Origin of the sequence: Arthrobacter sp. NPDC058130 (assembly GCF_042884475.1) — a bacterium.
In the GTDB taxonomy this organism is placed as follows: Bacteria; Actinomycetota; Actinomycetes; order Actinomycetales; family Micrococcaceae; genus Arthrobacter.
In genome coordinates, this window is record NZ_JBHVTV010000001.1 from 625,690 (window position 1) to 648,470 (window position 22,781).

General features: G+C 67.0%; 19 protein-coding genes. 17 read left to right on the forward strand and 2 right to left on the reverse strand.

Going from position 1 to position 22,781, the window contains the following annotated elements; all coding sequences use genetic code 11:
* Window positions 1-5 precede the first annotated feature (5 nt).
* From ACFVTM_RS02950 to ACFVTM_RS03015, 14 genes are all read left to right on the forward strand, one after another.
* Complete coding sequence (locus ACFVTM_RS02950; RefSeq protein ID WP_390201868.1) at window positions 6-866, forward strand: sugar phosphate isomerase/epimerase family protein; 861 nt, start codon at window positions 6-8, stop codon at window positions 864-866.
* Window positions 867-897: 31 nt separating this feature from the next.
* On the forward strand, window positions 898-2,064 hold the full coding sequence (locus tag ACFVTM_RS02955) for a Gfo/Idh/MocA family protein (protein ID WP_390201869.1): 1,167 nt from the start codon (window positions 898-900) through the stop codon (window positions 2,062-2,064).
* A gap of 98 nt (window positions 2,065-2,162) precedes the next feature.
* Window positions 2,163-3,239, forward strand: a complete 1,077-nt coding sequence (locus tag ACFVTM_RS02960; protein WP_390201870.1) for a LacI family DNA-binding transcriptional regulator — start codon at window positions 2,163-2,165, stop codon at window positions 3,237-3,239.
* Window positions 3,240-3,325: 86 nt separating this feature from the next.
* On the forward strand, window positions 3,326-4,732 hold the full coding sequence (gene uxaC / locus ACFVTM_RS02965) for a glucuronate isomerase (protein WP_390201871.1): 1,407 nt from the start codon (window positions 3,326-3,328) through the stop codon (window positions 4,730-4,732).
* Window positions 4,729-6,174: a mannitol dehydrogenase family protein gene (locus ACFVTM_RS02970; protein ID WP_390201872.1), complete on the forward strand. Its 1,446-nt coding sequence runs from the start codon at window positions 4,729-4,731 to the stop codon at window positions 6,172-6,174. The genes uxaC and ACFVTM_RS02970 overlap by 4 nt, the downstream gene beginning before the upstream one ends.
* 218 nt (window positions 6,175-6,392) lie before the next feature.
* Window positions 6,393-8,204 carry a beta-glucuronidase gene (gene uidA, locus ACFVTM_RS02975; protein WP_390201873.1) on the forward strand — a complete coding sequence of 604 codons (1,812 nt, stop codon included), beginning with the start codon at window positions 6,393-6,395 and terminating at the stop codon, window positions 8,202-8,204.
* 59 nt (window positions 8,205-8,263) lie between these two features.
* Window positions 8,264-9,718, forward strand: coding sequence for a glucuronide transporter (uidB, locus tag ACFVTM_RS02980; protein WP_390201874.1), 1,455 nt, complete (start codon window positions 8,264-8,266; stop codon window positions 9,716-9,718).
* A gap of 63 nt (window positions 9,719-9,781) precedes the next feature.
* Window positions 9,782-11,011 carry a D-mannonate dehydratase ManD gene (manD, locus tag ACFVTM_RS02985; RefSeq protein WP_390201875.1) on the forward strand — a complete coding sequence of 410 codons (1,230 nt, stop codon included), beginning with the start codon at window positions 9,782-9,784 and terminating at the stop codon, window positions 11,009-11,011.
* A gap of 25 nt (window positions 11,012-11,036) precedes the next feature.
* Window positions 11,037-13,352 (forward strand): gluconokinase, GntK/IdnK-type, encoded by a 2,316-nt coding sequence (locus ACFVTM_RS02990; RefSeq protein WP_390202101.1) that lies wholly within the window; start codon window positions 11,037-11,039, stop codon window positions 13,350-13,352.
* Between the two features lie 142 nt (window positions 13,353-13,494).
* Window positions 13,495-14,865 (forward strand): FAD-dependent oxidoreductase, encoded by a 1,371-nt coding sequence (locus tag ACFVTM_RS02995; protein ID WP_390201876.1) that lies wholly within the window; start codon window positions 13,495-13,497, stop codon window positions 14,863-14,865.
* Between the two features lie 66 nt (window positions 14,866-14,931).
* Window positions 14,932-15,516, forward strand: coding sequence for an orotate phosphoribosyltransferase (gene pyrE, locus ACFVTM_RS03000; protein ID WP_390201877.1), 585 nt, complete (start codon window positions 14,932-14,934; stop codon window positions 15,514-15,516).
* Window positions 15,517-15,627: 111 nt separating this feature from the next.
* Window positions 15,628-16,437 carry a GAF and ANTAR domain-containing protein gene (locus tag ACFVTM_RS03005; protein WP_390201878.1) on the forward strand — a complete coding sequence of 270 codons (810 nt, stop codon included), beginning with the start codon at window positions 15,628-15,630 and terminating at the stop codon, window positions 16,435-16,437.
* 94 nt (window positions 16,438-16,531) lie between these two features.
* Window positions 16,532-17,089 (forward strand): hypothetical protein, encoded by a 558-nt coding sequence (locus ACFVTM_RS03010; protein ID WP_390201879.1) that lies wholly within the window; start codon window positions 16,532-16,534, stop codon window positions 17,087-17,089.
* Window positions 17,090-17,261: 172 nt separating this feature from the next.
* A complete protein-coding gene (locus tag ACFVTM_RS03015; protein ID WP_390202102.1) occupies window positions 17,262-18,290 on the forward strand; it encodes a thioesterase domain-containing protein in 1,029 nt (342 codons plus the stop codon).
* A gap of 9 nt (window positions 18,291-18,299) precedes the next feature.
* On the opposite strand, the gene ACFVTM_RS03020 is transcribed toward ACFVTM_RS03015, so the two are convergent.
* On the reverse strand, window positions 18,300-19,154 hold the full coding sequence (locus ACFVTM_RS03020; protein ID WP_390201880.1) for an HAD-IIA family hydrolase: 855 nt from the start codon (window positions 19,152-19,154) through the stop codon (window positions 18,300-18,302).
* A gap of 95 nt (window positions 19,155-19,249) precedes the next feature.
* Between ACFVTM_RS03020 and ACFVTM_RS03025 the strand changes: the two genes are divergently transcribed.
* From ACFVTM_RS03025 to ACFVTM_RS03035, 3 genes are all read left to right on the forward strand, one after another.
* Window positions 19,250-19,909, forward strand: a complete 660-nt coding sequence (locus tag ACFVTM_RS03025) for a TrmH family RNA methyltransferase (protein WP_390202103.1) — start codon at window positions 19,250-19,252, stop codon at window positions 19,907-19,909.
* Window positions 19,910-20,528: 619 nt separating this feature from the next.
* Entirely contained in the window at window positions 20,529-21,548 is a 1,020-nt protein-coding gene (gene fbaA, locus ACFVTM_RS03030) for a class II fructose-bisphosphate aldolase (RefSeq protein WP_390201881.1), read from the forward strand.
* Window positions 21,549-21,550: 2 nt separating this feature from the next.
* Entirely contained in the window at window positions 21,551-21,976 is a 426-nt protein-coding gene (locus ACFVTM_RS03035; protein WP_390201882.1) for a DUF3151 domain-containing protein, read from the forward strand.
* Window positions 21,977-22,048: 72 nt separating this feature from the next.
* On the opposite strand, the gene ACFVTM_RS03040 is transcribed toward ACFVTM_RS03035, so the two are convergent.
* Window positions 22,049-22,681 (reverse strand): uracil-DNA glycosylase, encoded by a 633-nt coding sequence (locus tag ACFVTM_RS03040; RefSeq protein ID WP_390201883.1) that lies wholly within the window; start codon window positions 22,679-22,681, stop codon window positions 22,049-22,051.
* Between the last annotated feature and the right edge of the window lie 100 nt (window positions 22,682-22,781).

Consider the following 22,781-nt stretch of genomic DNA (forward strand, 5'->3'; position numbering starts at 1 on the left):
ATACAGTGTCCACAATTGGCGTACAAGCGATGATGCTCAAAGACAGCTTCACCGAACTCGGAGCGTTTGAAACGCTACGCAAGGTCAGCGCAATCGGCTACAACGCCGTCGAGATCTCCCAGATCCCGATGACGCCGGAGAACGTCGCGGAACTGGACCGTTCCCGCAGCGAACTGGGCATGGATATCGCAGCCCTGTCCGTGGCCATGGAGATCCCCAAAGGGCGCCCCGGGGATTCGCTGGCCGAGCACTTCGAGAAGATCGTGGAGGACGCCAAGCGACTGGACACGAAGCTGCTGCGAATCGGCATGCTGCCCTTCCCGGCGATGAAGTCCATTGGCGCCGTCGTTGACTTCGCCAAGCAGGCCAACGAATACGCCGAACGCCTGCAGGAACACGGCCTGGGCCTGTACTACCACAACCACCACATCGAGTTCGCGAAGTTCGACGGCAAATACATGCTGGACATCATCGCCGAGAACTCCCCGGCCATGGGCATGGAAATCGACGTCCACTGGGTGCAGCGCGGCGGCCTGGACCCGGTCCGCACGCTGGAAAAGTACGCCGGCCGCACGGCCATGGTCCACCTGAAGGACTACCGGATCGGCCAATTGCCGGAATTCTCCTTCGGGCTGCTGGATTCCGGGGACTTCCTGGGCTTCATGGCCGAGTTCAAGAACGTGGTCCAGTTCGCCGAAGTGGGCGAAGGCAACCTGGACTTCCCGTCCATCATTCCGGCCGCGCAGGCCGCCGGAGCCCGCTACATGCTGGTGGAGCAGGACGAACTCTACGGACGCACCGTGTGGGACGCCCTGCAGACCTCCCACGACAACCTGGTGGCCATGGGCCACTCGAACCTTTTCTAGACCACACCCACTGACTACGGAGAATCACCACATGAGCAAGAAAGTACGCCTCGGCATCATCGGCCTGGGCCAGCAGGGCGGCATGTACGCGAAGTTCATCGCTGACGGCGCAGTCCCGAACATGGTGATCGGCGCCATCTGCGACACCGACCCCGCCAAGAAGGAACTCGCCGCTTCCCAGTACCCGGACGCACCCTTCTACGAGGACTACATCGCCATGCTGGAAAGCGGCAACGTCGACGCCGTCGTGACGTGCGTGCCGCACTTCCTGCACCCGGAAATGGGCATCGAGAGCCTCAAGCGCGACGTCCACGCCCTCGTGGAGAAGCCTGCCGGCGTTTACACAAAGCAGGTCAAGGAGCTCAACGAGTTCGCCGCCAGCAAGCCCGAGTTGTCCTTTGCCATCATGTTCAACCAGCGCAATAACCCGCTGTACCAGAAGCTCAAGGAGATCGTCGACAACGGCGAGATCGGCAGCATCCGCCGCACCAACTGGATCATCACCAACTGGTGGCGGCCGCAGGGTTATTACAACTCCAGCGAATGGCGCGCCACGTGGGGCGGCGAAGGCGGCGGCGTGCTGGTCAACCAGGCACCGCACCAGCTGGACCTCTGGCAGTGGATCTGCGGCGTGCCGAAGTCCGTCTACTCCAAGGTTGCCTACGGCTTCCGCCGCGACATCGCGGTGGAGGACGAGGTCACCGCCGTAGTGGACTACGGCAACGGCGCCACGGGCGTCTTCGTCACCGCGACGCACGACCTCGTGGGCACCGACCGCTTCGAGATCCTGGGCGACCAGGGCAAGATCGTGGTCGAAAACTCCAAGACCGCCACCGTGACCCGCCTCAAGCAGCCCGAGCGTGAACTCAGCGACGGCATGGGCATGGAGGACGTCCGCAAACTCTTCATGGGCGAGCTGAATCCCGAGGAGTACTACACCACCGAGGTCATCGAGTTCGAGTCCGCCTGGGGGGCGCAGCACTCCGGCGTCCTGGCGAACTTCGCCGCCAACATCCTGGACGGCACACCGCTGCTGGCCCCGGGATCGGACGGCATCAAGGGTGTCCGCCTGGCCAACGCCATCCACCTCTCCAGCTGGACCGGCACGGAAGTGTCGCTGGACTTCGACGAGGACGAGTTCCTCGCCGAGCTGAACAAGCGCATCGTGGACGAAGGCAAGTTCCCCGAGCGCTCCTAGGCACACCCGCCCAACTGACTGGCAGCTGCGGCCGTTTTGAGTGCTCAAAACGGACCCTGCTGCCAGTTAGTTGGGCTGACGCTCGCTAGGATGGGGCGGTGACAGAACCCAAGACGCCGGACGCGCCCGAATCGGCAGCCCCGGCCAAAAAGCCCTCCCGTGCGGGAAGGTCCAGCGCCACCATCTATGACATCGCGAAGGTTGCCGGGGTCAATCCCTCCACTGTCTCGCGGGCGCTCAGCAAGCCCGGCCGGGTCAGCGCCAAGACGCAGAAACTCATCGAGGACGCCGCCGCCGAGCTGAACTACCAGGTCAACCCGTTCGCCCGCGCCCTGCCCACCGGCCGCACCAACACCTTCGGCCTGATCGTCGCGGATATCACCAACCCCACCTTTTTCGACATCATCCGCGGGGCGGAAACGACCGCCACGCTGCGGGACTACACGCTGGTCCTGGCCGAATCCGCCGAGTCCGCCGACACCGAGCTGACGGCAGCACGCCGGATGATGGCAACCGTGGACGGCCTCATCCTTGCCAGCCCCCGCATGGACGACGACGACATCCGGGCCATCGCCCGGGACAAGCCCGTGGTGGTCATCAACCGTGAAGTAGACGGCGTGCCGTGCGTGGTCCCGGACGTGAACAAGGGCATCAGCGAGGCAGTCCGCAGCCTGGCCGCCAACGGCCACCACAAGGTTGCCTTTGTTGCCGGTCCGCCGCAGTCCTGGATGTCCGCGCGCCGCTGGGAGGGCGTGCAGGCCGCCTGCGAATGGTCCCGGCTCGAGGCCGTGCGGCTGGAATCCAGCAAGCCCACCGTCGACGGCGGCCGCCAGGTGGCGCGCGACGTCCGGGACAGCGGCGCCACGGCGGTGCTGACCTACAACGACCTGCTGGCTATCGGCCTCATGCAGGAACTCCAGGCCGCCGGCATGGTGGTTCCGGACCAGATCAGCATCGTGGGCTTCGACGACATCTTCGGGGCCGACTTCACCACGCCGCCGCTCACCACCGTGCGCTCACCACTGGGGGAGTGCGGCTCCGGCGCCGCCACCTTGCTGCTGGACCTCCTGCACGGCGGTCACCCGCAAGGCACCACAGGGCCTGCCGCCACGCTGCGCGTCGAGACGGAGCTGGTGCTCCGGGGCTCCAGCGGACGGCTGCTGCCCGCCGGCTAGCCCCGCTATTGCGGCCGCCACGCAACTTGGCGGCAATTTATGGCAACCGGTTGACAAATGCCTTGAGCGGGCCGGACCATTGAGCTATGTCACAGTCGATTGCCGCCAACCCAGACCGGCTCCTGCCCGCGGATCCCGGAACGCGCAGCATTGCGCGGGACCTCCTGCAGCGCGTCCAGGACCTCCCCATCATTTCCCCGCACGGGCACGTTGACGCCGCCGTCATCGAGCACAACACCCCCTTCCCGGACCCGGCCGCGCTGCTGGTCAGCCCGGACCACTACGTCACCCGGCTGATCCATGCCAGCGGCGTTCCGCTGGACCGGCTGACGGCCTCGGCCACGGCCGAGGCGGACTCCCGCACAGTCTGGCGCGAGTTCTGCAAGGCCTGGCCGCTGTTCGAGGGAACGGCCTCCGGCTACTGGCTCCGCACCCAGTTCGACAGCGTTTTCGGCCTCCGGCAGGAGATCAGCGCCGAGACCGCCGACGCCAGCTACGACGCGATCTCCGCCAAGCTGCTGGAACCCGGCTTCCGGCCCCGGCAGCTCTTCAAAGACTTCAACATCGAGGTCCTGGCCACCACGGACGACCCCCTGGACAGCCTCGCCAGCCACCAGGCGATCGCAGAGGACCCCACCTTCCACGGCCGCGTCCTGCCCACGTTCCGCCCGGACGCCTATCTGAACGTCGCGCACCCCACGTGGAGCGCGAACGTGGACCGGCTCATCGCGGCAGCGGGCGACGGCGCCACCGGCTATGCCGGCTACATCACCGCCCTGGAAAACCGGCGTCGGTACTTCGTGGAGCACGGCGCAGTCTCGGCCGACCACGGCGTCCGCACCCCCGCAACGCTCAAGCTCGACGCCGCCGACGCGGCCAGGCTGTTCGACCGCGCCCGGGCCGGCCAGGCCACGTCGCAGGACCGCGAAGACTTCGAGGCCCACATGATGTACCAGATGGCGCGGATGTCCGTGGAGGACGGCCTGGTCATGACCATCCACCCGGGCTCGTTCCGCAACCACCATGAGGCAACGTTCGAGAAGTTCGGCGCCGACACCGGCCACGACATCCCGTTCGCCGTGAACTACACCGAGGCCATCCGCCCCCTGCTGCAGGACTTCGGCACCGCCAAGGACTTCCACCTGGTTCTCTTCACCATGGACGAGACCGTGTTCTCCCGCGAACTCGCCCCGCTGGCCGGCTTCTACCCGTCCGTCTTCCTCGGTGCCCCGTGGTGGTTCCTGGACGCACCCGACGCTATGCTGCGCTTCCGCTCCGCCGTGACCGAGACCGCCGGCTTCTCCCGCTCGTCCGGCTTCATCGACGACACCCGCGCGTTCTGCTCCATCCCCGCCCGCCACGACGCCTCCCGCCGGATCGAGGCCTCCTTCCTGGCCCGGCTGGTCGCGGAACACCGCGTCAGCGAGGACCGGGCCCACGAACTCATCGTCGACGTCGTGGACGGCTCGCCCCGAAGGGTCTTCAAGCTGTGAGCACCGAACTGACATCCGCACGCGAATCCGAGGTCGAGCCCGCCGTGGACCTTCCCCAGCTGAACCGCAGCCTGCGGCCCTCCGCCAAGGCGCCCGTGCGGATCGTCCACCTGGGCCTGGGCGCCTTCCACCGCTCGCACCAGGCCTGGTACACCCACCAGGCGTCTGACGCCGCGGACTGGGGCATCGCGGCCTTCACCGGCCGCCGCCCCGACGCCGCGCTGGCACTGGCCGAACAGGACGGGCTGTACACGGTCGTGAACCGCGCCGACGACGGCGACTCCTTCGCCGTGGTCAGCAGCATCGTCGAAGCCGTGGACGGCGCCGACGTGCTGCGGCTTGCAGGGCTGGTTGCCGCCCCGGCCACCGCGGTAATCACCCTGACCATCACCGAGGCGGCGTACCGGCTCCGCGCCGACGGGCAGCTTGACCGCGCCGCGCCCGACGTCGCCGCGGACCTGGCGCTGCTGGCGTCCGGCAGCGGCAACCCGACGACGCCGCTGGGCCGGCTGGTGCTGGCCCTCGCCGCCCGCCGGTCGGCCGGCGCCGGACCGCTCGCCGTCGTCTGCTGCGACAACCTGTCCAACAACGGCACCGTGGCACACAACGCCGTGGTGGGCATGGCCGAGGCGTGGGACGCGGGCCTGGCCGGATGGATCGACGCCAACGTCAGCTTCGTCAGCACCTCGGTGGACCGCATCACTCCGCGGACCACCGCCACGGACATGGCCGCCGTCCAGGCCGCGTGCGGCTACCGCGACAACTCACCCGTGGTGGCCGAGCCCTTCTCCAACTGGGTGCTCAGCGGGGACTTCCCGGCCGGGCGGCCGCGCTGGGAGGACGCCGGTGCCGTGTTCGTGACCGAGATCGAGCCGTACGAGAACCGCAAGCTGTGGCTCCTGAACGGCGCGCACTCCCTGCTGGCGTACGCCGGCCAGCTTCGCGGCCACACCACCGTGGCCGAGGCCCTGGCGGACCCGTTGTGCCTGCAGGCCGTCGAGAAGTTCTGGGACGAGGCGGAAGCGAACCTGTCCAGGACGGAGGCCATTGCCGCCGAGCTCCAGATCCCGGCCTACCGCGCCGCCCTGCTGTCGCGCTTCAGCAACGCCAGGATTGCCCACCACCTCGCACAGATCGCGATGGACGGCAGCACCAAACTGCGGATGCGCGCCGTTCCCGTCCTGCAGGCCGAGCGCGCCGCGGGCAGGTCCGGCGCGGCCGCCGCGCTCATGATCGCCGCCTGGATGGACTACGGCGCGGCCTCGGACGCATTCCAAGACCCCCTGGCCGATCAGGTGGCCGTAGCCAACCGCCTCGCCGGCGCCGGGCGGATCCGGGCCCTGCTGGCCCTGGTGGATCCCGCCCTAGCCGCAGATGGCGACGTCGTGGATCTGATTGAAGGCCTGTGCGGAACGTTCGGGGAGCGGGCTGTCTCCCTGTAGCGCCCTCCGTGCAAGCGATACTGCCCGGCTCCCGGTCACGGGGAGCCGGGCAGCAGCGTTTCCAAAAACTTTCAACTAAATGTATGGCAACCGCTTGCCATTTGATTGCCAAGTGATTAGGATTACATCCAGACGAATGGGGCCGCACCGGTAGCGGCCGGCACCGCCGGCCCAGCCCGAAGGCCCGCCCCCGCAACGATGCGTAAGGAATTCCCACAATGCTCAAGCCCCAGGCCAGTGAAACCCGCGAGATCGTCAATCTCGACGGCCTGTACCGCTTCAAGGTGGACTTTGACCGCTCCGGCCACCGGGACGAATGGTTCAAGGCGCCGCTGGACTCGTCCCTGGAAATGGGTGTCCCGGCCAGCTACAACGACGTCTTCCCCGACAAGGCCGTCCGCGACCACGTGGGCTACGTCTGGTACCAGCGCGAGGTCCGCGTCCCGCGCGGCTGGGCCGGGGAGCGCATCCACATCCGCCTCGACTCGGCAACGCACGAGGGCATGGTGTGGGTCGATGACACCCTTGTGGCCCAGCACACCGGCGGCTACATGCCGTTCAGCGCGGACATCACCGAGCACGTCACGCCCGGTCAGGTCTTCCGCCTCACGGTCTCCGTCAACAACGAGCTCACGCAGGCCACCATCCCGCCCGGTACGATCACCGTCACCGGGGACGGCCGCCGCCAGCAGAGCTACCTCCACGATTTCTACAACTACGCCGGCCTGCACCGCAGCGTCTGGCTGTTCAGCACCCCGGCGGTAACGGTCGATGACATCACCGTCGTCACCGGCTTCGAAGGCACCACCGGCAGCGTCGGCTACACGGTCGGCACCGCCGGCGGGACCGGCAGCGAAACCGTCACCGTTTCGCTCCGGGACGCCGACGGCGCCGAGGTCGCCCGCGCCGACGGCGCCACCGGCACCCTGACGATCGCCGACGTCGTGCTGTGGAAGCCCGGCGCCGCCTACCTCTACAGCATCACCGCGGAAATCCGCGACGGCGGCCAGCTGCTGGACAGCTACACCCTGCCGGTCGGCGTCCGCACCGTCGAAATCAGCGGCAAAGAATTCCTCATCAACGGCGAACCGTTCTACTTCACCGGCTTCGGCATGCACGAGGACCACGTGGCCATCGGCAAGGGCCACAACAACGCCCAGATGGTCAACGATTTCCAGCTCCTGGACTGGGTGGGTGCCAACTCCTTCCGCACCTCGCACTACCCCTACGCCGAGGAAGTCATGGAGTTCGCCGACCGGCACGGCATCGTGGTGATCGACGAGACCGCCGCCGTCGGGCTGCACCTGGGCTTCGGCGCCGTCTTTGGCGGCATCGCCAAGAAGACCTATGAGGACGGGGGAGTCGACGCCAACACCGCCGCCAACCACCGGCAGGCGATCTCCGAACTCGTCGCCCGCGACAAGAACCACCCCTCCGTGGTGATCTGGTCGATCGCCAACGAACCCAACGGTTCGGAAGAGGGCGCCCGCGAATACTTCGCACCCCTCGTGGAACTGACCCGCAGCCTGGACCCCACCCGGCCCGTCGGCTACGTCAACGTCCTGTTCGACACCCCGGACAAGGAACTGCTCGGGGACCTCTTCGACGTCATCATGCTCAACCGCTACTACGGCTGGTACCTCAATAACGGCGACCTCGAATCGGCCGAGCAGGCGCTCGAGACGGAACTGCGCGAGTGGGAAGCCAAGTACGGCAAGCCCATGATCATGACCGAGTACGGCCCGGACACCATGCCCGGCTTCCACTCCATCTATGAACAGCCCTGGAGCGAGGAATACCAGGCCGCGTTCCTGGCCATGTACCACCGGGTCTTCGACCGCGTGGACGCCATGGTGGGCGAACAGGTCTGGAACTTCGCGGACTTCCAGACGTCCAACGGCATCATGCGCGTGGACGGCAACAAGAAGGGCGTCTTCACCCGGGACAGGCGGCCCAAACCCGCCGCCTATGCCCTGCGCCAACGGTGGACGGCACTGGCCGGCACCAAGAACACCACCCCCGAGGCGTAGGCCTAAACGCACATTTTTTCGCCGGACCCAGGTCCGGCACCGGGTAAAGGAGCCCAATCATGAAAAAGCTTTCCAAGCTCAGCATCGTCGGCTACGGCGCCGGCGATGCCGCCAACAACCTCGCCTTCACCACGGCCACGATGTTCCTGCTGGTGTACTACACGGACGTGGCGGGGATCTCCGCCGCGGCCGCCGGCACCCTGCTGCTTGTGGTGCGGATCTTCGATGCCTTTGCCGATGTCTTCGCCGGCCGCGTCGTGGACCGGACCTACAGCAAACGGTTCGGCAAGTTCCGCCCGTTCATTATGTTCGGCTCCATCCCGCTGTTGCTGTTGAGCGTCGCTACGTTCTCCATCCCCGCGCTCGGGGAATCCGGCACCCTGCTCTACGCCTACGTCACGTACGCCGCCCTGGGCCTGGCCTACAGCCTGGTCAACATCCCCTACGGCTCGCTGGCCGGCGCCATGACCCAGGACCCGGCCGAACGCGCCAAACTGGGCTCCGCCCGGATGATCGGCGGGCTGCTGGTCGGCTCCGCCCTGGGCATCTTCGTGGCCCCGTTGGTCAAGCCGGGCGCCGACCTGCAGGCCACGTTCACCGCCATCACCATCGCCTTCGTCGTCATCGGTGCGGCCCTGTACCTCTTCACCTTCCTGACCGCCAAGGAACGGGTCCACCGCGCCGTCCCCAACGTCACGTTCAAGCAGAGCATGGAGACGCTCAAGGGCAACCGGCCGCTGCTCATGCTGTGCGTGAGCTCCTTCTTCTTCCTGACCGGCTACCTGGCCCTCACCTCCGTGCAGCTGTACTACCTCCGCGATGTCCTGGGCCGGCTGGACCTGTACCCGGTGCTGTCCATCACCCAGCTCGTCCTGACGTTCGTGCTGGCCGGATTCATGCCCAAGCTGGTCCGGAACATCGGCAAGAAGCGGGTCTACATCTTCTCCTCGCTGTTCACGGTGGTTGGCGGTGCTATCATCTTCTTCACCCCGGCCAGCCAGGCCTGGGTCGGCTTCAGCGGCCTGGTGATCAGCCTCGTGGGCGTGCTCGCGGTCAACATCGTGGTGTGGGCCCTGGAGGCCGACACGGTGGAGTACGGCGAATGGAAGACCGGCGTCCGCACCGAAGGCATCACCTACGCACTGTTCTCCTTCACCCGAAAGACCGGGCAGGCAGTCGGCGGCGCGCTCGCGGCCTATGCCCTGGCCCTGGGCGGCTACAAGTCCGGCGCCGTCCAGACCGCCGACGCCGTCTTCGGCATCCAGATCGCGGCCGGCGCACTGCCGGCGGTCATGACCATCCTGGCCGTGCTCGTGATGGCCAAGTACACCCTCACCGACGCCATGCACGCCCGGATCCTCACCGAGATCCGCGCCCGCCGCAGCGACGGCACCGGATCCGCCGATGTGGCCGCCGCTGATTCCGACGACGCCGGCACCGTTTCCGCTAACGCCGGCACCGTTTCCGCCGGCACCGTTTCCGCCGACGCCGCGCCGCTGGCGCCCCGCAACTAAGACACCGCGCAACTAAGACACCGCGCAACTAAGACACCCGGATAGACCAGAAAAGGACCTGTTGTGAAAATCATTGCTGCTGAAGTGTTCGTCACCAGCCCCTCGCGGAACTTCGTGACCCTGCGGATAACCACGGAGGACGGCGTGACCGGGATCGGCGACGCGACCCTGAACGGGCGCGAACTCGCCGTGGCCGCGTACCTGAAGGAGCACGTCGCGCAGCTGCTGATCGGCAAGGACCCGCACCGGATCGAGGACACCTGGCAGTTCCTGTACCGGTCCTCGTACTGGCGCCGCGGCCCGGTCACGATGGCCGCGATCGCCGCCGTCGACATGGCGTTGTGGGACATCAAGGGCAAGATCGCCGGGATGCCGGTCTACCAGCTCCTCGGCGGCGCTTCCCGGAACGGGCTGCGCGCCTACGGTCACGCCTCCGGCGCGGACCTGCCCTCCCTCTTCGACTCCGTCCGGGAGCACCTGGAACTCGGCTACAAGTCGATCCGCATCCAGACCGCGGTCCCGGGCATCAAGGCCGTCTACGGCGTCGCCGCGCAGGCCCAGGCCTCCGGCGAACGCTACGACTACGAACCCGCCGGCCGCGGCGCCTTCCCGCAGGAAGAGGACTGGGACACCCGCGCCTACCTGCGCCACCTCCCCTCCGTGTTCGAGGCCGTGCGCAACGAGTTCGGCCCGGAAATCCCGCTGCTGCACGACGGGCACCACCGGATGACCCCGATCCAGGCCGCCAAGCTCGGCAAGGCGCTGGAACCCTACGACCTCTTCTGGCTCGAGGACTGCACCCCGGCCGAAAACCAGGAGGGCCTGCGGCTGGTCCGCCAGCACACCACCACCCCGCTGGCCATCGGGGAAATCTTCAACACCGTGTGGGACTACCAGACCCTGATCAAGGAACAGCTGATCGACTACGTCCGGGCCGCCTCCACCCACTTCGGCGGGATCAGCCCGCTGAAGAAGGTGATGGACTTCGCCGCGCAGTACCAGATCAAGTCCGGCTTCCACGGCCCCACCGACATCTCCCCGGTCGGGTTCGCCGCGCAGCTGCACGTGGGCCTGGCGATCCACAACTACGGCATCCAGGAATACATGCAGCACTCGGAGAAGACCAACGAGGTCTTCGAACAGTCCATGACGTTCGTGGACGGCTACCTGCACCCGGGCGACAAGCCCGGCATCGGCGTCGAATTCAACGAAGAAGCCGCCGCGGCCTACCCCTACCAGCAGGCCTACCTGCCCTACAACCGCCTCGTCGACGGCACCGTCCATGACTGGTAACCCGGCCATGACGAACGACCCGGCCATGACAGCTAACCAGAAGCCCGCAGTTGGCGGCCGCCAGATTGTGGTGATGGGTGTCTCCGGCTGCGGCAAGACCACCATCGGCGACCTCGTGGCCCGTGAACTCGGCGTCCGCTTCCTCGACGGCGACTCCCTCCACCCGGTGGAGAACGTCGCCAAGATGGCAGCCGGGACGCCGCTGACGGACGTGGACCGCTGGCCGTGGCTCGCCACCGTGGGCGCCGAACTCGCCGCCGCCGGGGCCGCAGGCCTGGTGCTGGCCTGCTCCGCGCTCAAGCGCAGCTACCGCGACGCCATCCGAGCCCAGGCGCCCGAGACCGTCTTCCTGCACCTGCACGGCAGCAGGGACGTGCTCGGCGGCAGGATCGAAGGCCGTTCCGGCCACTTCATGCCGGCCGCGCTGCTCGACTCCCAGCTCGCTACGCTCGAGCCGCTCGAAGCTGACGAAGCCGGGACGGTCGTGGACATCGCCGGCCCGGTGGAACACGTCGTTGCCGCCGCCCTCGCCGGCGTCTCGGACCGGGCCGGCGTGACAGCTGGGGCGCCAGCCCCGGCAACAGTTCCCGCCGTCGGGACGTTCGCCGTCGACCTTCAGTCCGCGCCGTTCAACCTCGACGACGACGCGGTTGCGTGGGTGGAGTCCACCATCGCCGCAATGTCGCTCGAGGAAAAGATCGGGCAGCTGTTCATCAACCACAACAACGACTACGCCCCGGAATACCTCGACGGGATCCTGGAGCAGTATCACGTGGGCGGGATGCGCTACCGGCCGGGACCGTCGGCCGCGGTGCAGGAACACATCCGCTACGCGCAGTCCAAGACCCGGGTGCCGCTGCTGATCGCGTCGAACCCCGAAATGGGCGGCGCCGGCAGCTGCGACGACGGGACGTTCGTCTCCACCCACCTGCAGGCGGGCTCGCACCCGGACAAGGACATCGCCCGCCAGATGGGGCGCGTTGCCGGTGTGGAGACCGCCGCACTGGGCTGCAACTGGGCCTTCGCGCCGATCGTGGACATCCACTACAACTGGCGCAACACCGTGGTCTCCACCCGGTCCTTCGGCAACACCCCGGAGATCGTCGTGGAACGGGCGAAGGAATACTTCGACGGCATCAGCGAATCGCCCACCGTGTGCGCCATGAAGCATTTCCCGGGCGATGGCCTGGACGAACGCGACCAGCACGTGGTCACCTCCTACAACACGCTCGGCTACGAGGAATGGACCAAGACCTACGGGCACGTGTACCGGGAGATGATCGGCCACGGCGTGCAGTCCATCATGATCGGGCACATCGGCGCGCCGGACTTGTCCCGGCATTTCCGGCCCGGGATGGCGGCGGAGGACATCCTGCCCGCAACCCTGGCGCCGGAACTGCTCCAGGACCTGCTCCGCGGCGAGCTCGGCTTCAACGGGCTGATCCTCACCGACGCGTCCCAGATGATCGGCCTCACGCAGGCCAAGAAGCGCAGCGAGCTCGTCCCGGCCACCATTGCGGCCGGTTGCGACATGTTCCTGTTCTTCCGGAATCCGGCCGAGGACTTCGGGTACATGCTGGAGGGTTACAAGTCCGGGGTCATTACGGAGGCGCGTCTGCTTGACGCCTTGCGCCGGATCCTGGGCCTGAAGGCCTCGCTCGGACTGCACAAGGCCGCGCGGGAATCCCTCGTCCCGCCGGCCAAGGCACTGCAGCTGATCGGGAGCCCGGCCCACCGTGAGGTTGCCGCGCAGATCGCCGACAAGACCGTCACCCTGGTCAAGGACACCGCCGGCAACCTGCCCATCACGCCGCAGACCCACAAGCGCATCCGGCTCTACGGCATCTCCGGCGGGTCGGACTTCACGCGGGCGGACCCGCTGGCCTACCTGGACGTTGTCCGGGACGAGCTCGAAAAAGCCGGCTTCGAAGTCCATGTCTTCAAGACGGCCGAGCAGCGCGAGGCCGCCGGTGAGACGGGGGTGAACTTCATGTCCGTCATCTCCGAGGAAGCCACCGCGGAGTATGCGCAGAAGTACGACGCCGCGTTCGTGTTCGCCAATGTGAAAGGCTTCGCCCAGGAAGCGGCGATCCGGATCAAGTGGTCCACGCCCATGGCGGCCGAGATTCCCTGGTATGCCACGGAAGTCCCCACCGTGTTCGTCTCGCTCAACCAGCCGAACCACCTCATCGACGTGCCGATGGTGAAGACTGCCATCCACGCCCACGCGGGCACGCCCGAGGCCATCCGGGCCGCGATCGAGAAGATCCAGGGCAAGTCGGAGTTCCAGGGCACGTTCAACGAGAACGTCTTCTGCGACTCGTTCGACACCCGGCTCTGACGAGGCGTTTCCTGGCGCCCGCTGCGCAAAATATCCTGCGCTACGTGGATTCCCGTAGCGCAGGATATTTTGCGCCGCGCCAACCAGAAAGCGCCGCGAATACCCCCTCCCGCGGGACCCCGCGCAGGCGTAGCGTGGGGCCATGGAGAAGACCGGATGCGCGGTGGTGGGCGGCGGCCCCGCGGGGATGATGCTTGGCCTGCTGCTGGCCCGGGCCGGGGTGCAGGTGACAGTTCTTGAGAAACACGCCGATTTCCTGCGAGACTTCCGCGGCGACACCGTCCACCCCTCCACCATCCGGCTGATCGATGAACTCGGCCTCGGCCAGGAATTCCGGCAACTGCCGCAGAGCCGCCTGAAGAACGTTGTGCTCCCCATACCCGGCGGGCCGCCCGTGACCATGGGCGACTTTGATGCCCTGCCGCCGCCGTACAACTACATCGCCATGATGCCGCAATGGGATTTCCTGAACTTCCTTGCATCCGCGGCAGCACAGGAACCGGGGTTCACGCTGCTCATGAGCCACACCGCCACCGGCCTGGTCCGCAACGGGGGCCGTGTCCGGGGAGTCCGCTTCCGCACCCCGGACGGCACGCTGGACGAACTCCCGGCAGATCTGGTGGTGGCCACGGACGGCCGCCATTCCGCCCTTCGCACCGCGGCCGGGATGGCGCCCAAAGAGTTCCCGGTGCCCTTTGACACCTGGTGGTTCCGGCTGCCCCGCTATCCCTCCGAAACGGGTGAGGTGGCGGGCCTTGTGCCGGCGTTCGGCCCCGGCGAGGCGCTGCTGGCCCTGTTCCGCACCGACTACTACCAAATGGGCTACCTCGCCGCCAAGGGCACCGACGCGCGGATCCGCGCGGAAGGCGTTGAGGGCTTCCGACGGCGGATCGCGGCGCTCCGCCCCGACCTTGCGGACCGCGTTGACGCCATCGAGTCCCTCGATGACCTCCACTGGCTGGACGTGCGGCTGAACCGGCTGCACTCGTGGCACATCAACGGGATGCTGTGCATCGGGGACGCCGCGCACGCGATGTCCCCTGCCGGCGGCGTCGGCATCAACCTCGCCATCCAGGACGCGGCGGCCACCGCCGAACTCCTTGCCCCCGCACTGCTCCGCGGCCGCGTGACCACAGCAGACCTGGAGAAAGTGGAACGGCGACGGCGGCTGCCCACCGTCGTCGTGCAGACCGTTCAGCGTGTCATGCAGCGGGCCATCTTCTTCCCGATCATGACCGGGAAGCGGTCAAGTTTTCCGGCCGCCGCGCTGTTCGTGGCCCGTCGCGTTCCGGCCGTCCGCAGGATCATTCCCCGGTTCATCGCCTTCGGCCCGCGCCCCGAGCACGCCCCGGCCTTCGCACGGCGGGCCCCGCAGAGCCCGCAAGCACCGGCCTCCGCGGGCGTCGAACGGGATCAGGTCCCGCCCCCGGAACCTCTCCCTGGCCGGACGTCGCATGCTGCCGCCTCCCGGCGCCTCCACCACGGGCGGTGGGGCAGCAGATCAGCCACCTGAAGCGGCCCCGCGTCATACGGAGGCCGGCTGGGAAGCGGCGGCGGGCCAGCCACTAAACTGGGACCCATGACTGCCACCCCTGACTTCGCAGCCGACGCTGCCGCTGCCCGTGCCCGACTCCTGGAACTGATCAAGGAACTGGCCGTCGTCCGCGGCAAGGTCATCCTCTCCAGCGGCGCGGAAGCCGACTACTACATCGACCTGCGCCGCATCACCCTGCACCACGAGGCGTCCAAGCTGGTGGGACAGGTCATGCTCTCGCTGCTGGAGGACGCCGGAATCGATTTCGAGTGCGCCGGCGGGCTCACCATGGGGGCAGACCCCGTGGGCACCGCCGTCATGCACGCCGCCGTCGACGCCGGCCGTCCGGTGGACGCGTTCGTGGTCCGCAAGGCGCAGAAGTCCTACGGCATGGGCCGCCAGGTGGAAGGCCCCTCGGTGGAGGGCCGCAAGGTCCTGGTCCTGGAAGACACCTCAACCACCGGCGGTTCCGCGCTGACCGCCGTCGAAGGTGTCCGCAAGGCCGGAGGCAACGTGGTGGCCGTCGCCGTGATCGTGGACCGTGATACGGGCGCCAAGGAAAAGATCGAAGCCGAAGCAGGTGTTCCGTACCTCTTCGCCTTCGGCAAGGACGAACTGGGCCTTAACTAGGCGGTTCGGAGCTAGGCGGTCCGACTCTGGCCCGAACGGTGGACGGCGGGTAGGCCGTGACTTATCATTTGTCGGATACCCGTCCGTTCCTTTATCTGGAGATCACGCGCCATGCTCCCGTCCGAAAAGTCCCTGAACAGCGGTGCGAATCTGGGTGCCGAAGGCCAGGACGCCGACGTGTCGGTGGGCACGATCGACCAGGTCCAGAACCTGATCCTGGACAGCGCGGACTTCGAGGAGTTCCTGAACGAACTCGCCCGTTTTTCCGCGCACCAGGTGGCGGGCACCGGCGACGACGCGCTGTGCGGAATTACGCTGCTGCGGGACCGTAAGGCCGCCACGATCGGGTGGAGCAGCGACTCCGCCCGCGAAGTGGACGAGATCCAGTATTCGCTGTCCCAGGGCCCGTGCCTGACCGCGGCCAAGGAGGAGCGGGAAGTCTACGTCCCGGACCTCTTCGAGGAGGACCGCTGGGGCCCCGACTACGCCGCCGCCGTCGCCTCGCACGGTCTGCGCTCGGTGTTGTCCGTGCCCTTCCACCTGCAGGGCGACGCCCAGGCGGCATTGAACCTCTACTCCGATGTGCCGCGCAAATTCGACGGCGACGTCGCGGCCCGGGCCCGCGGCTACACCCGCGAAATCTCCCAGGCGCTGCGACTGGCCGTCCGGTTTTCGCTGCACACGGACAGCGCCACCAACCTGCGGGCCACACTCGAATCCCGGACCGTCATCGACATGGCAATCGGGATCGTCATGGCGCAGAACCGCTGCGACCAGGAAACGGCGGTCCGGATCCTCACCGACGCGTCCAGCAACGGCAACGTCAAGCTGCGCGATATCGCCAAATCCCTGGTGCAGTCTGTCGGCGGAACGGCAACCCGGACGCACTTCGAAGAGCCGGGCCGGCGACAGCCAGCCTGAACCGGAAGTCGCCTATGACTTGTGCGCGACCACCAGCGAGGATACGCTGAGTGCGGTTGAGCCGTCGGCCATAGACACCTTCTTTGGAGTACCTATGGACCAGTCGCTGCAAGCCCACGTCAAGCTCGATGTCGTTTCCGACGTCGTCCGGATTGTTGTCCGGGGGAGCCTCACGCAAGCCTCCCGCCCCTCCCTGATGCATATCATTCAGCGCGTTCGCCGCATGGGGATCAACTCGCACATCCGCGTCGACCTGGGCCGGGCCGCCGTCGTGGAATCGGCGGCGCTGGCGGGTTTGCGCAACGACCTCAACGCTGTCGACGGCGCGAGTCCAGGCCAGGAAATCGCCGGCATGCCCGCCCCCAGCGGCGTCTCCCTGGAGTTGACCTCGCACGGCGATGATTCCGCCGCACTGCCCACACTGGACATGTCCGGGGAGTTCCTGGCATCGGTCGATCCCTCCGGCTCCCGGCAGCTGAACCGGTTCTCCGACGACGAACTCCTCGCCGCGAGCGACTCCGTGTTCGGGCTGCTGGATGACCCCGCTGACATGGCCCGCTCGGAACTCTTGGCCACCTATGACGAAATCGGCATGGAGATCAGCCGCCGCGAGGTCGGCCGCGAGACAGGCCGCGCGACCGAGCCTGCATAGCCGGGCCTGCATAGCCGAGCCTGCATAGCCCGGCCTGCATAGCCGGGCCTGCATAGCCGGGCCAAGGCGGCAACCTCGCCAAAGGAGGCCCGGGCTGCCCCTCGGGCCTCCGGTCTGGTCCGGTTTCTCATCCCCGCCTGAGCGTGGATACGGTAGTGATGTGCCTGCTGAGATGGAGCCGAACCATCCGCGAGGCCCCGGTTCTGCCGAGGCCCGCCTGCTCCGCCGCGCCGTCGAGCTCAAGCGGGTTTCGCGGCGCACGTTCCTGATCGGCGCCGGATCCGCATCCCTGCTGGCGGCGGACATGCTGTTCACCCGGCGCGTGCAGACCGAGCGCCGGGTCACCCGGATCCTCGAAGTACCGGACGACGTCGCCGAACGGTACTACCCCTACGCCAGCTGGATCCTGTTCCCCGGCTACAAGACGAGCTGGGAAGAAGCCCAGTGGATCCTGAACGCGCTACGCGGGTCCCTGAACAAGCGGGGCCAGCTCGCCGCCGTCGGATATTCCAACGAGGGGCTGGACATCGACGAGGTGGTCATCGCCGTGATCGAGCACGCCCGCGCCCACAACCTCACCACGCTCTACTTCTACGGCCACAGTTTCGGCGGCATGGTGGCAACCCAGGTGGCCGCCCGGCTGCGCGAGCTGCACGGCGTCGAAGTGGCGTTCATCCTGCTCGACTCCAGCCCGGCAAGCCGGCATGACGTGCTGGACCAGAGCTGGTTCGAGGGCGTGGTGCTGCTCTACGAGAGCGGGTTCCGCTTCCCCACAGTGCTGCGCGGCGGCTACGAGCTCGGCGAGCGGATGCTGCACAAGGACGAACGCAGCTGGGGCCAGATCGTGGACCAGAGCCTGGAACAGCTCTCGCCGATCGCGCCCTCCAGCGTGCTGATCCAGTCCGAATCGGCCTACATCTACCACTTCGAAGCCAGCCGTTTCGTCGGGAAGCTCGGCAATACAAAGATGGCGTTCATCGGCAACCCCCGGGACAAGACGGTGGACTACGAGACCGCCCGAGACACGTGGTCCTTGACGTTCCAGGCCAACATGGTCTCGGATGACCTGCGCACGGACGGCGCCAGGCCGGAGCACGCGAGCCCGGGCTGGAGCCCGTTCGTCTACCGTCCCATCATCGAAAAACTCCAGGACGAGCTCTTCCCGCTGCCGGGCGGCGGCGGGAAGATGACGGCGTTCTGAGGGGATTCCCTAGATCTGGTTCTTGAGGTCCGCCACGGAATTCAGGATCTGGTTCGGCCGGAACGGGTACGCGGCGATGTCGTCCCGGTGGGTGATGCCGCTGAGCACCAGCACCGTGTGCAGCCCCGCTTCCATCCCGGCGATGATGTCGGTGTCCATGCGGTCACCGATCATGGCCGTGGTCTCGGAGTGCGCGTCGATCTGGTTCATCGCCGAACGGAACATCATCGGGTTGGGCTTGCCCACAATGTACGGCTCGCGGCCCGTCGCCTTGGTGATGAGCGCGGCGATGGCCCCCGTGGCGGGCATGGGGCCGTCCTTGGACGGGCCGGTGGCGTCCGGGTTGGTGGCGATGAAGCGTGCGCCCGCCAGGATCAGCCGGATGGCCATGGTGATGGCTTCAAACGAGTAGGTGCGGGTCTCGCCGAGCACCACGAAGTCGGGGTTCTGGTCGGTGAGGATGAAGCCTGCCTCGTGGAGCGCCGTCGTGAGCCCTGCTTCGCCGATCGTGTACGCGCGGTTCCCCGATTCCGAGCCGCGGACCTGATCCTTGAGGAACTGGGCGGTGGCCAGTGCCGAGGTCCAGATGTTCTCCTCGGGGATTTCCAGTCCGGAAGAACTCAGCCGGGCCGCGAGGTCCCTTGGCGTGAAGATCGAGTTGTTGGTCAGCACCAGGAACCGCTTGGACGTGTCCACCCAGCGCTGGATCAGCTCGGCCGCGCCCTGGATGGGCTGGTTCTCGTGGACCAGCACGCCGTCCATGTCCGTCAGCCAGCACTCGATTTCCTGGCCGCTGCGATAGACCGAAGAGGAGGAACGCACCTCGTCTGCATCTGTCCGCTGGTCTTTGCGTCGTTCTGCCATGGTTCCTCCGCCGTAAGTGTGCCGCTACCTTTGCCCCAGTCTAATGTTGAGGCGTGACTGAACCCGAGATCCCCGGCGACGCCGGCGTAACCTCTGTGCCAGAGACTTCAGCGGAGTCAGCAGACTTAGCGGCAGAGCCCAAGCCGGAGGTCGGCGTCGGCCCCTGGGAAGGCGAACTGCCCCAGGGCGGGCACTGGGACCCGGACCTCCTGGCCGACGGGGACCGGCGCAACGTCGTCGACAAATACCGCTACTGGAAGCACGAGGCGATCGTGGCGGACCTGGACTCCAAGCGCCACAACTTCCACATCGCGATCGAGAACTGGCAGCACGACCTCAACATCGGCACCGTGGTCCGCACGGCCAACGCATTCCTCGCCAAGGAAGTCCACATCATCGGACGACGCCGGTGGAACCGCCGCGGGGCCATGGTCACCGACCGCTACCAGCATGTCCGCCACCACCCCACCGTCGAGGACTTCGTGGCGTGGGCGCAGGGGGAGGGGCTGGCGATCATCGGAATCGACATCTTCCCGGATTCCGTCCCGCTGGAGACCTACGAACTGCCCAAGGACTGCGTCCTGGTCTTCGGCCAGGAGGGCCCGGGCCTGACCCCCGAGGTCCACGACGTGGCGCTGGACACCCTGTCGATCGAGCAGTTCGGCTCCACCCGGTCCATCAACGCCGCCTCCGCCGCGGCCATCGCGATGCACGCCTGGATCCGCCGCCACGTGTTCGGCCAGCTTCCGGGGTAGCTGTGTTGTCCCGGCACGTTCGCCGCGCGTTGCCCGAGGCGGCACTTCTCGGCCCAAAGACTGGACATGTCCCCCCGCGCCCGGCCCAAAGAATGGACATGCCCCTCGGTATGGAGAATCACAGGACATGAGGCCCACGTGCCCACCCGTGGGCCCAAAGACTGGACATGTTCCGCGCGCCCGGCGCTAAAGACTGGACATGCCCCTCGGAATGGAGAGCCACAGGACATGAAGCCCAGCCGCGCACTCCCAAAGACTGGACATGTCCCCGCGGGCGCAGCTCGGCCAGTGGACATGTTCCCAAGCCTTGCAGACAGCTGGACATGTGCTCTTATGCTCCGGGACGACCCCCGAAGGATGGACATGTTCCGCGCGCCCGGCGCCAAAGAATGGACATGTCCGTCTGTATGGAGAACCACAGGACATGAAGCCCAGCCGCCCACTCCCCGGCCCAAAGACTGGACATGTCCCCGCGGGTGCACAAGCCCGGCGTGAGTGTTACAGCGGCACAGTGACCGGAGACACTGCCCAGGCGCAGGAATGACTAGGATGGTTCGTAGCCGACGAGGTTCCTTCCAGAATCACCAGCCCGTAGACGAAATTCACTTTAGGAGTCAGCATGCCCATTGCAACCCCAGAGATCTACTCCGAGATGATCGACCGTGCAAAGACGGGCGGCTTCGCCTTCCCGGCTGTCAACGTCACGTCCTCCCAGACCCTGAACGGCGCCCTGCGCGGCTTCGCCGAGGCCGAGTCCGACGGCATCGTCCAGGTTTCCACCGGCGGCGCGGCTTACTGGTCCGGCGCCTCCACCAAGGACATGGTTGCCGGCTCCCTGGGCTTCGCGGCCTTCGCCCGCGAAGTCGCGAAGAACTACGGCGTCAACATCGCGCTGCACACGGACCACTGCCCGAAGGACAAGCTGGACGGCTTCGTGCTGCCGCTGCTCGCCGCCTCCGAGGCCGAGGTCAAGGCCGGCCGCAACCCCCTCTTCAACTCGCACATGTGGGACGGCTCGGCCGAGACCCTGCAGGAAAACCTGCGGATCGCCCGTGAGCTGCTCGAGCGCACCGCGGCCGCCAAGATGATCCTTGAAGTTGAGATCGGCACCGTCGGCGGCGAGGAAGACGGCGTCGAGAACGAGATCAACGAGAAGCTCTACACCACGGTCGAGGACGCCCTGGCCACCATCGACGCGCTCGGTTCCGGCGAAAACGGCCGCTACATCACCGCCCTGACCTTCGGCAACGTGCACGGCGTGTACAAGCCCGGCGGCGTCAAGCTCCGCCCGGAGATCCTCAAGGACATCCAGGAGCAGGTGGGCGCCAAGATCGGCAAGGCCAACCCGTTCGACCTCGTGTTCCACGGCGGCTCCGGCTCCTCGGACAAGGAAATCGCGGACGCCGTCTCCTACGGCGTCATCAAGATGAACATCGACACCGACACCCAGTACGCCTACACGCGTCCTGTGGCGGACCACATGTTCCGCAACTACGACGGCGTCCTGAAGGTCGACGGTGAGGTCGGCAACAAGAAGACATACGACCCCCGCGTCTGGGGTGCCTCCGCCGAGGCCGGCCTGGCCGCCCGTGTGGTCGAGGCAGCCCAGCAGCTGGGCTCCACCGGCAAGACCTTCTAGCCATGTCCGACGAGTTCCGCAAGAACCTGATGGGTCCCGAGCCCACGCTCCTGCCTGCCGAGTCTGAGATCTATCAGCACCTCGCGCTGGGCCAGGAAGCCGTGGACCTCGTGGCGAAACACCCCACTTCCTCGCTCCTGTGGGCCATCCTGGCCGAGGAAGCGTGGAACGAGGGCCGCACCATCGATTCCTACGCGTACTCGCGGGTGGGCTACCACCGCGGCCTGGATTCGCTGCGCCGCAACGGCTGGCGCGGCATCGGGCCGATCCCGTGGGAGCACGAACCCAACCGCGGCTTCCTGCGCTCGCTGTACTCGCTGGGCCGTGCGTCCGCGGCGATCGGCGAGGCCGAGGAGCCGGAGCGGATCGAAAAGTTCCTCAAGGATTCCGATCCCGGCGCGAAGGCGGCCATCGAAGCCGAGGGCTGATCGGACATTGGGGTTAACGATCGACGGCGGGCTCCCACCTCAAGGTGGGAGCCCGCCGTCGTTCCTCAGAAGTCAGCTGGCTTTGGCCAGGCCGGTGCGGGCCATGGCATCCGCGTACGCGGTGCGCATCTCGGCCAGGTACTCTTCCTGGCGGGCCGGGGTGCCGGCGAACGCCCGGCCGCTGAGCGATCGGACCTTGTAGGTCTTCAGGCCGCGGCGCCAGATCATGGGCACCTCGGTCTTCAGCAGCAGGTTGGCCAGGCGGTTGGCCTCGGTGCCGTGAGCCACGATCACGGAGGCGCGCGGAACGAGGGCCAGGAATTTCAGCAGCGGCTTGAGGCCTGCGGAAATCTGGTCCGGCGTGAACTTGCCGTTGGGCTCGCCGGGGACGTGCCACGGGTGGACGTTCCACGGCATGACGAATTCGGGGCGCAGGCCCAGCTTCCACTGGATGCCGAGCATGCGGGTGGCCGCCTCGTCATCGCCGGCGGTGATGAAGCCTGACGCGTCCGCGGTGCCGATGTTCGAGTACAGGCTGACGATGCGGCACTCTTCGACGTCGTGCATGGGGTCCACGTAGGGGACAGCGGTGCCATCTTTGGTTGCCTGGAGAGCGTCAAGGAGCTCGTTGACGGGGGCGACGCTAGGTTCGTACCGGCGGCTCAGGAGCTCTTCGCGGAAATTTTCGGTGGCCAGGGCTGTCATATGGTGCTGGGTCTCCTGCGGGATTGGCAAAGCTGCCACACCACCGCGGAAACGCCTGATTCAGGGCATGCAAAGCAGCGGTGTGGTTTGAAAATGTGGT

Coding starts and splice junctions, on each gene's coding strand:
- ACFVTM_RS03035 (WP_390201882.1), top strand. CDS start 21,551: ATGTCCGACGAGTTCCGCAAGAACCTGATGGGTCCCGAGCCCACGCTC.
- ACFVTM_RS02995 (WP_390201876.1), top strand. CDS start 13,495: ATGGAGAAGACCGGATGCGCGGTGGTGGGCGGCGGCCCCGCGGGGATG.
- fbaA (WP_390201881.1), top strand. CDS start 20,529: ATGCCCATTGCAACCCCAGAGATCTACTCCGAGATGATCGACCGTGCA.
- ACFVTM_RS03005 (WP_390201878.1), top strand. CDS start 15,628: ATGCTCCCGTCCGAAAAGTCCCTGAACAGCGGTGCGAATCTGGGTGCC.
- ACFVTM_RS03020 (WP_390201880.1), bottom strand. CDS start 19,154: ATGGCAGAACGACGCAAAGACCAGCGGACAGATGCAGACGAGGTGCGT.
- ACFVTM_RS02990 (WP_390202101.1), top strand. CDS start 11,037: ATGACAGCTAACCAGAAGCCCGCAGTTGGCGGCCGCCAGATTGTGGTG.
- ACFVTM_RS03040 (WP_390201883.1), bottom strand. CDS start 22,681: ATGACAGCCCTGGCCACCGAAAATTTCCGCGAAGAGCTCCTGAGCCGC.
- uidB (WP_390201874.1), top strand. CDS start 8,264: ATGAAAAAGCTTTCCAAGCTCAGCATCGTCGGCTACGGCGCCGGCGAT.
- uidA (WP_390201873.1), top strand. CDS start 6,393: ATGCTCAAGCCCCAGGCCAGTGAAACCCGCGAGATCGTCAATCTCGAC.
- ACFVTM_RS03010 (WP_390201879.1), top strand. CDS start 16,532: ATGGACCAGTCGCTGCAAGCCCACGTCAAGCTCGATGTCGTTTCCGAC.
- ACFVTM_RS03015 (WP_390202102.1), top strand. CDS start 17,262: ATGGAGCCGAACCATCCGCGAGGCCCCGGTTCTGCCGAGGCCCGCCTG.
- pyrE (WP_390201877.1), top strand. CDS start 14,932: ATGACTGCCACCCCTGACTTCGCAGCCGACGCTGCCGCTGCCCGTGCC.
- uxaC (WP_390201871.1), top strand. CDS start 3,326: ATGTCACAGTCGATTGCCGCCAACCCAGACCGGCTCCTGCCCGCGGAT.
- ACFVTM_RS02955 (WP_390201869.1), top strand. CDS start 898: ATGAGCAAGAAAGTACGCCTCGGCATCATCGGCCTGGGCCAGCAGGGC.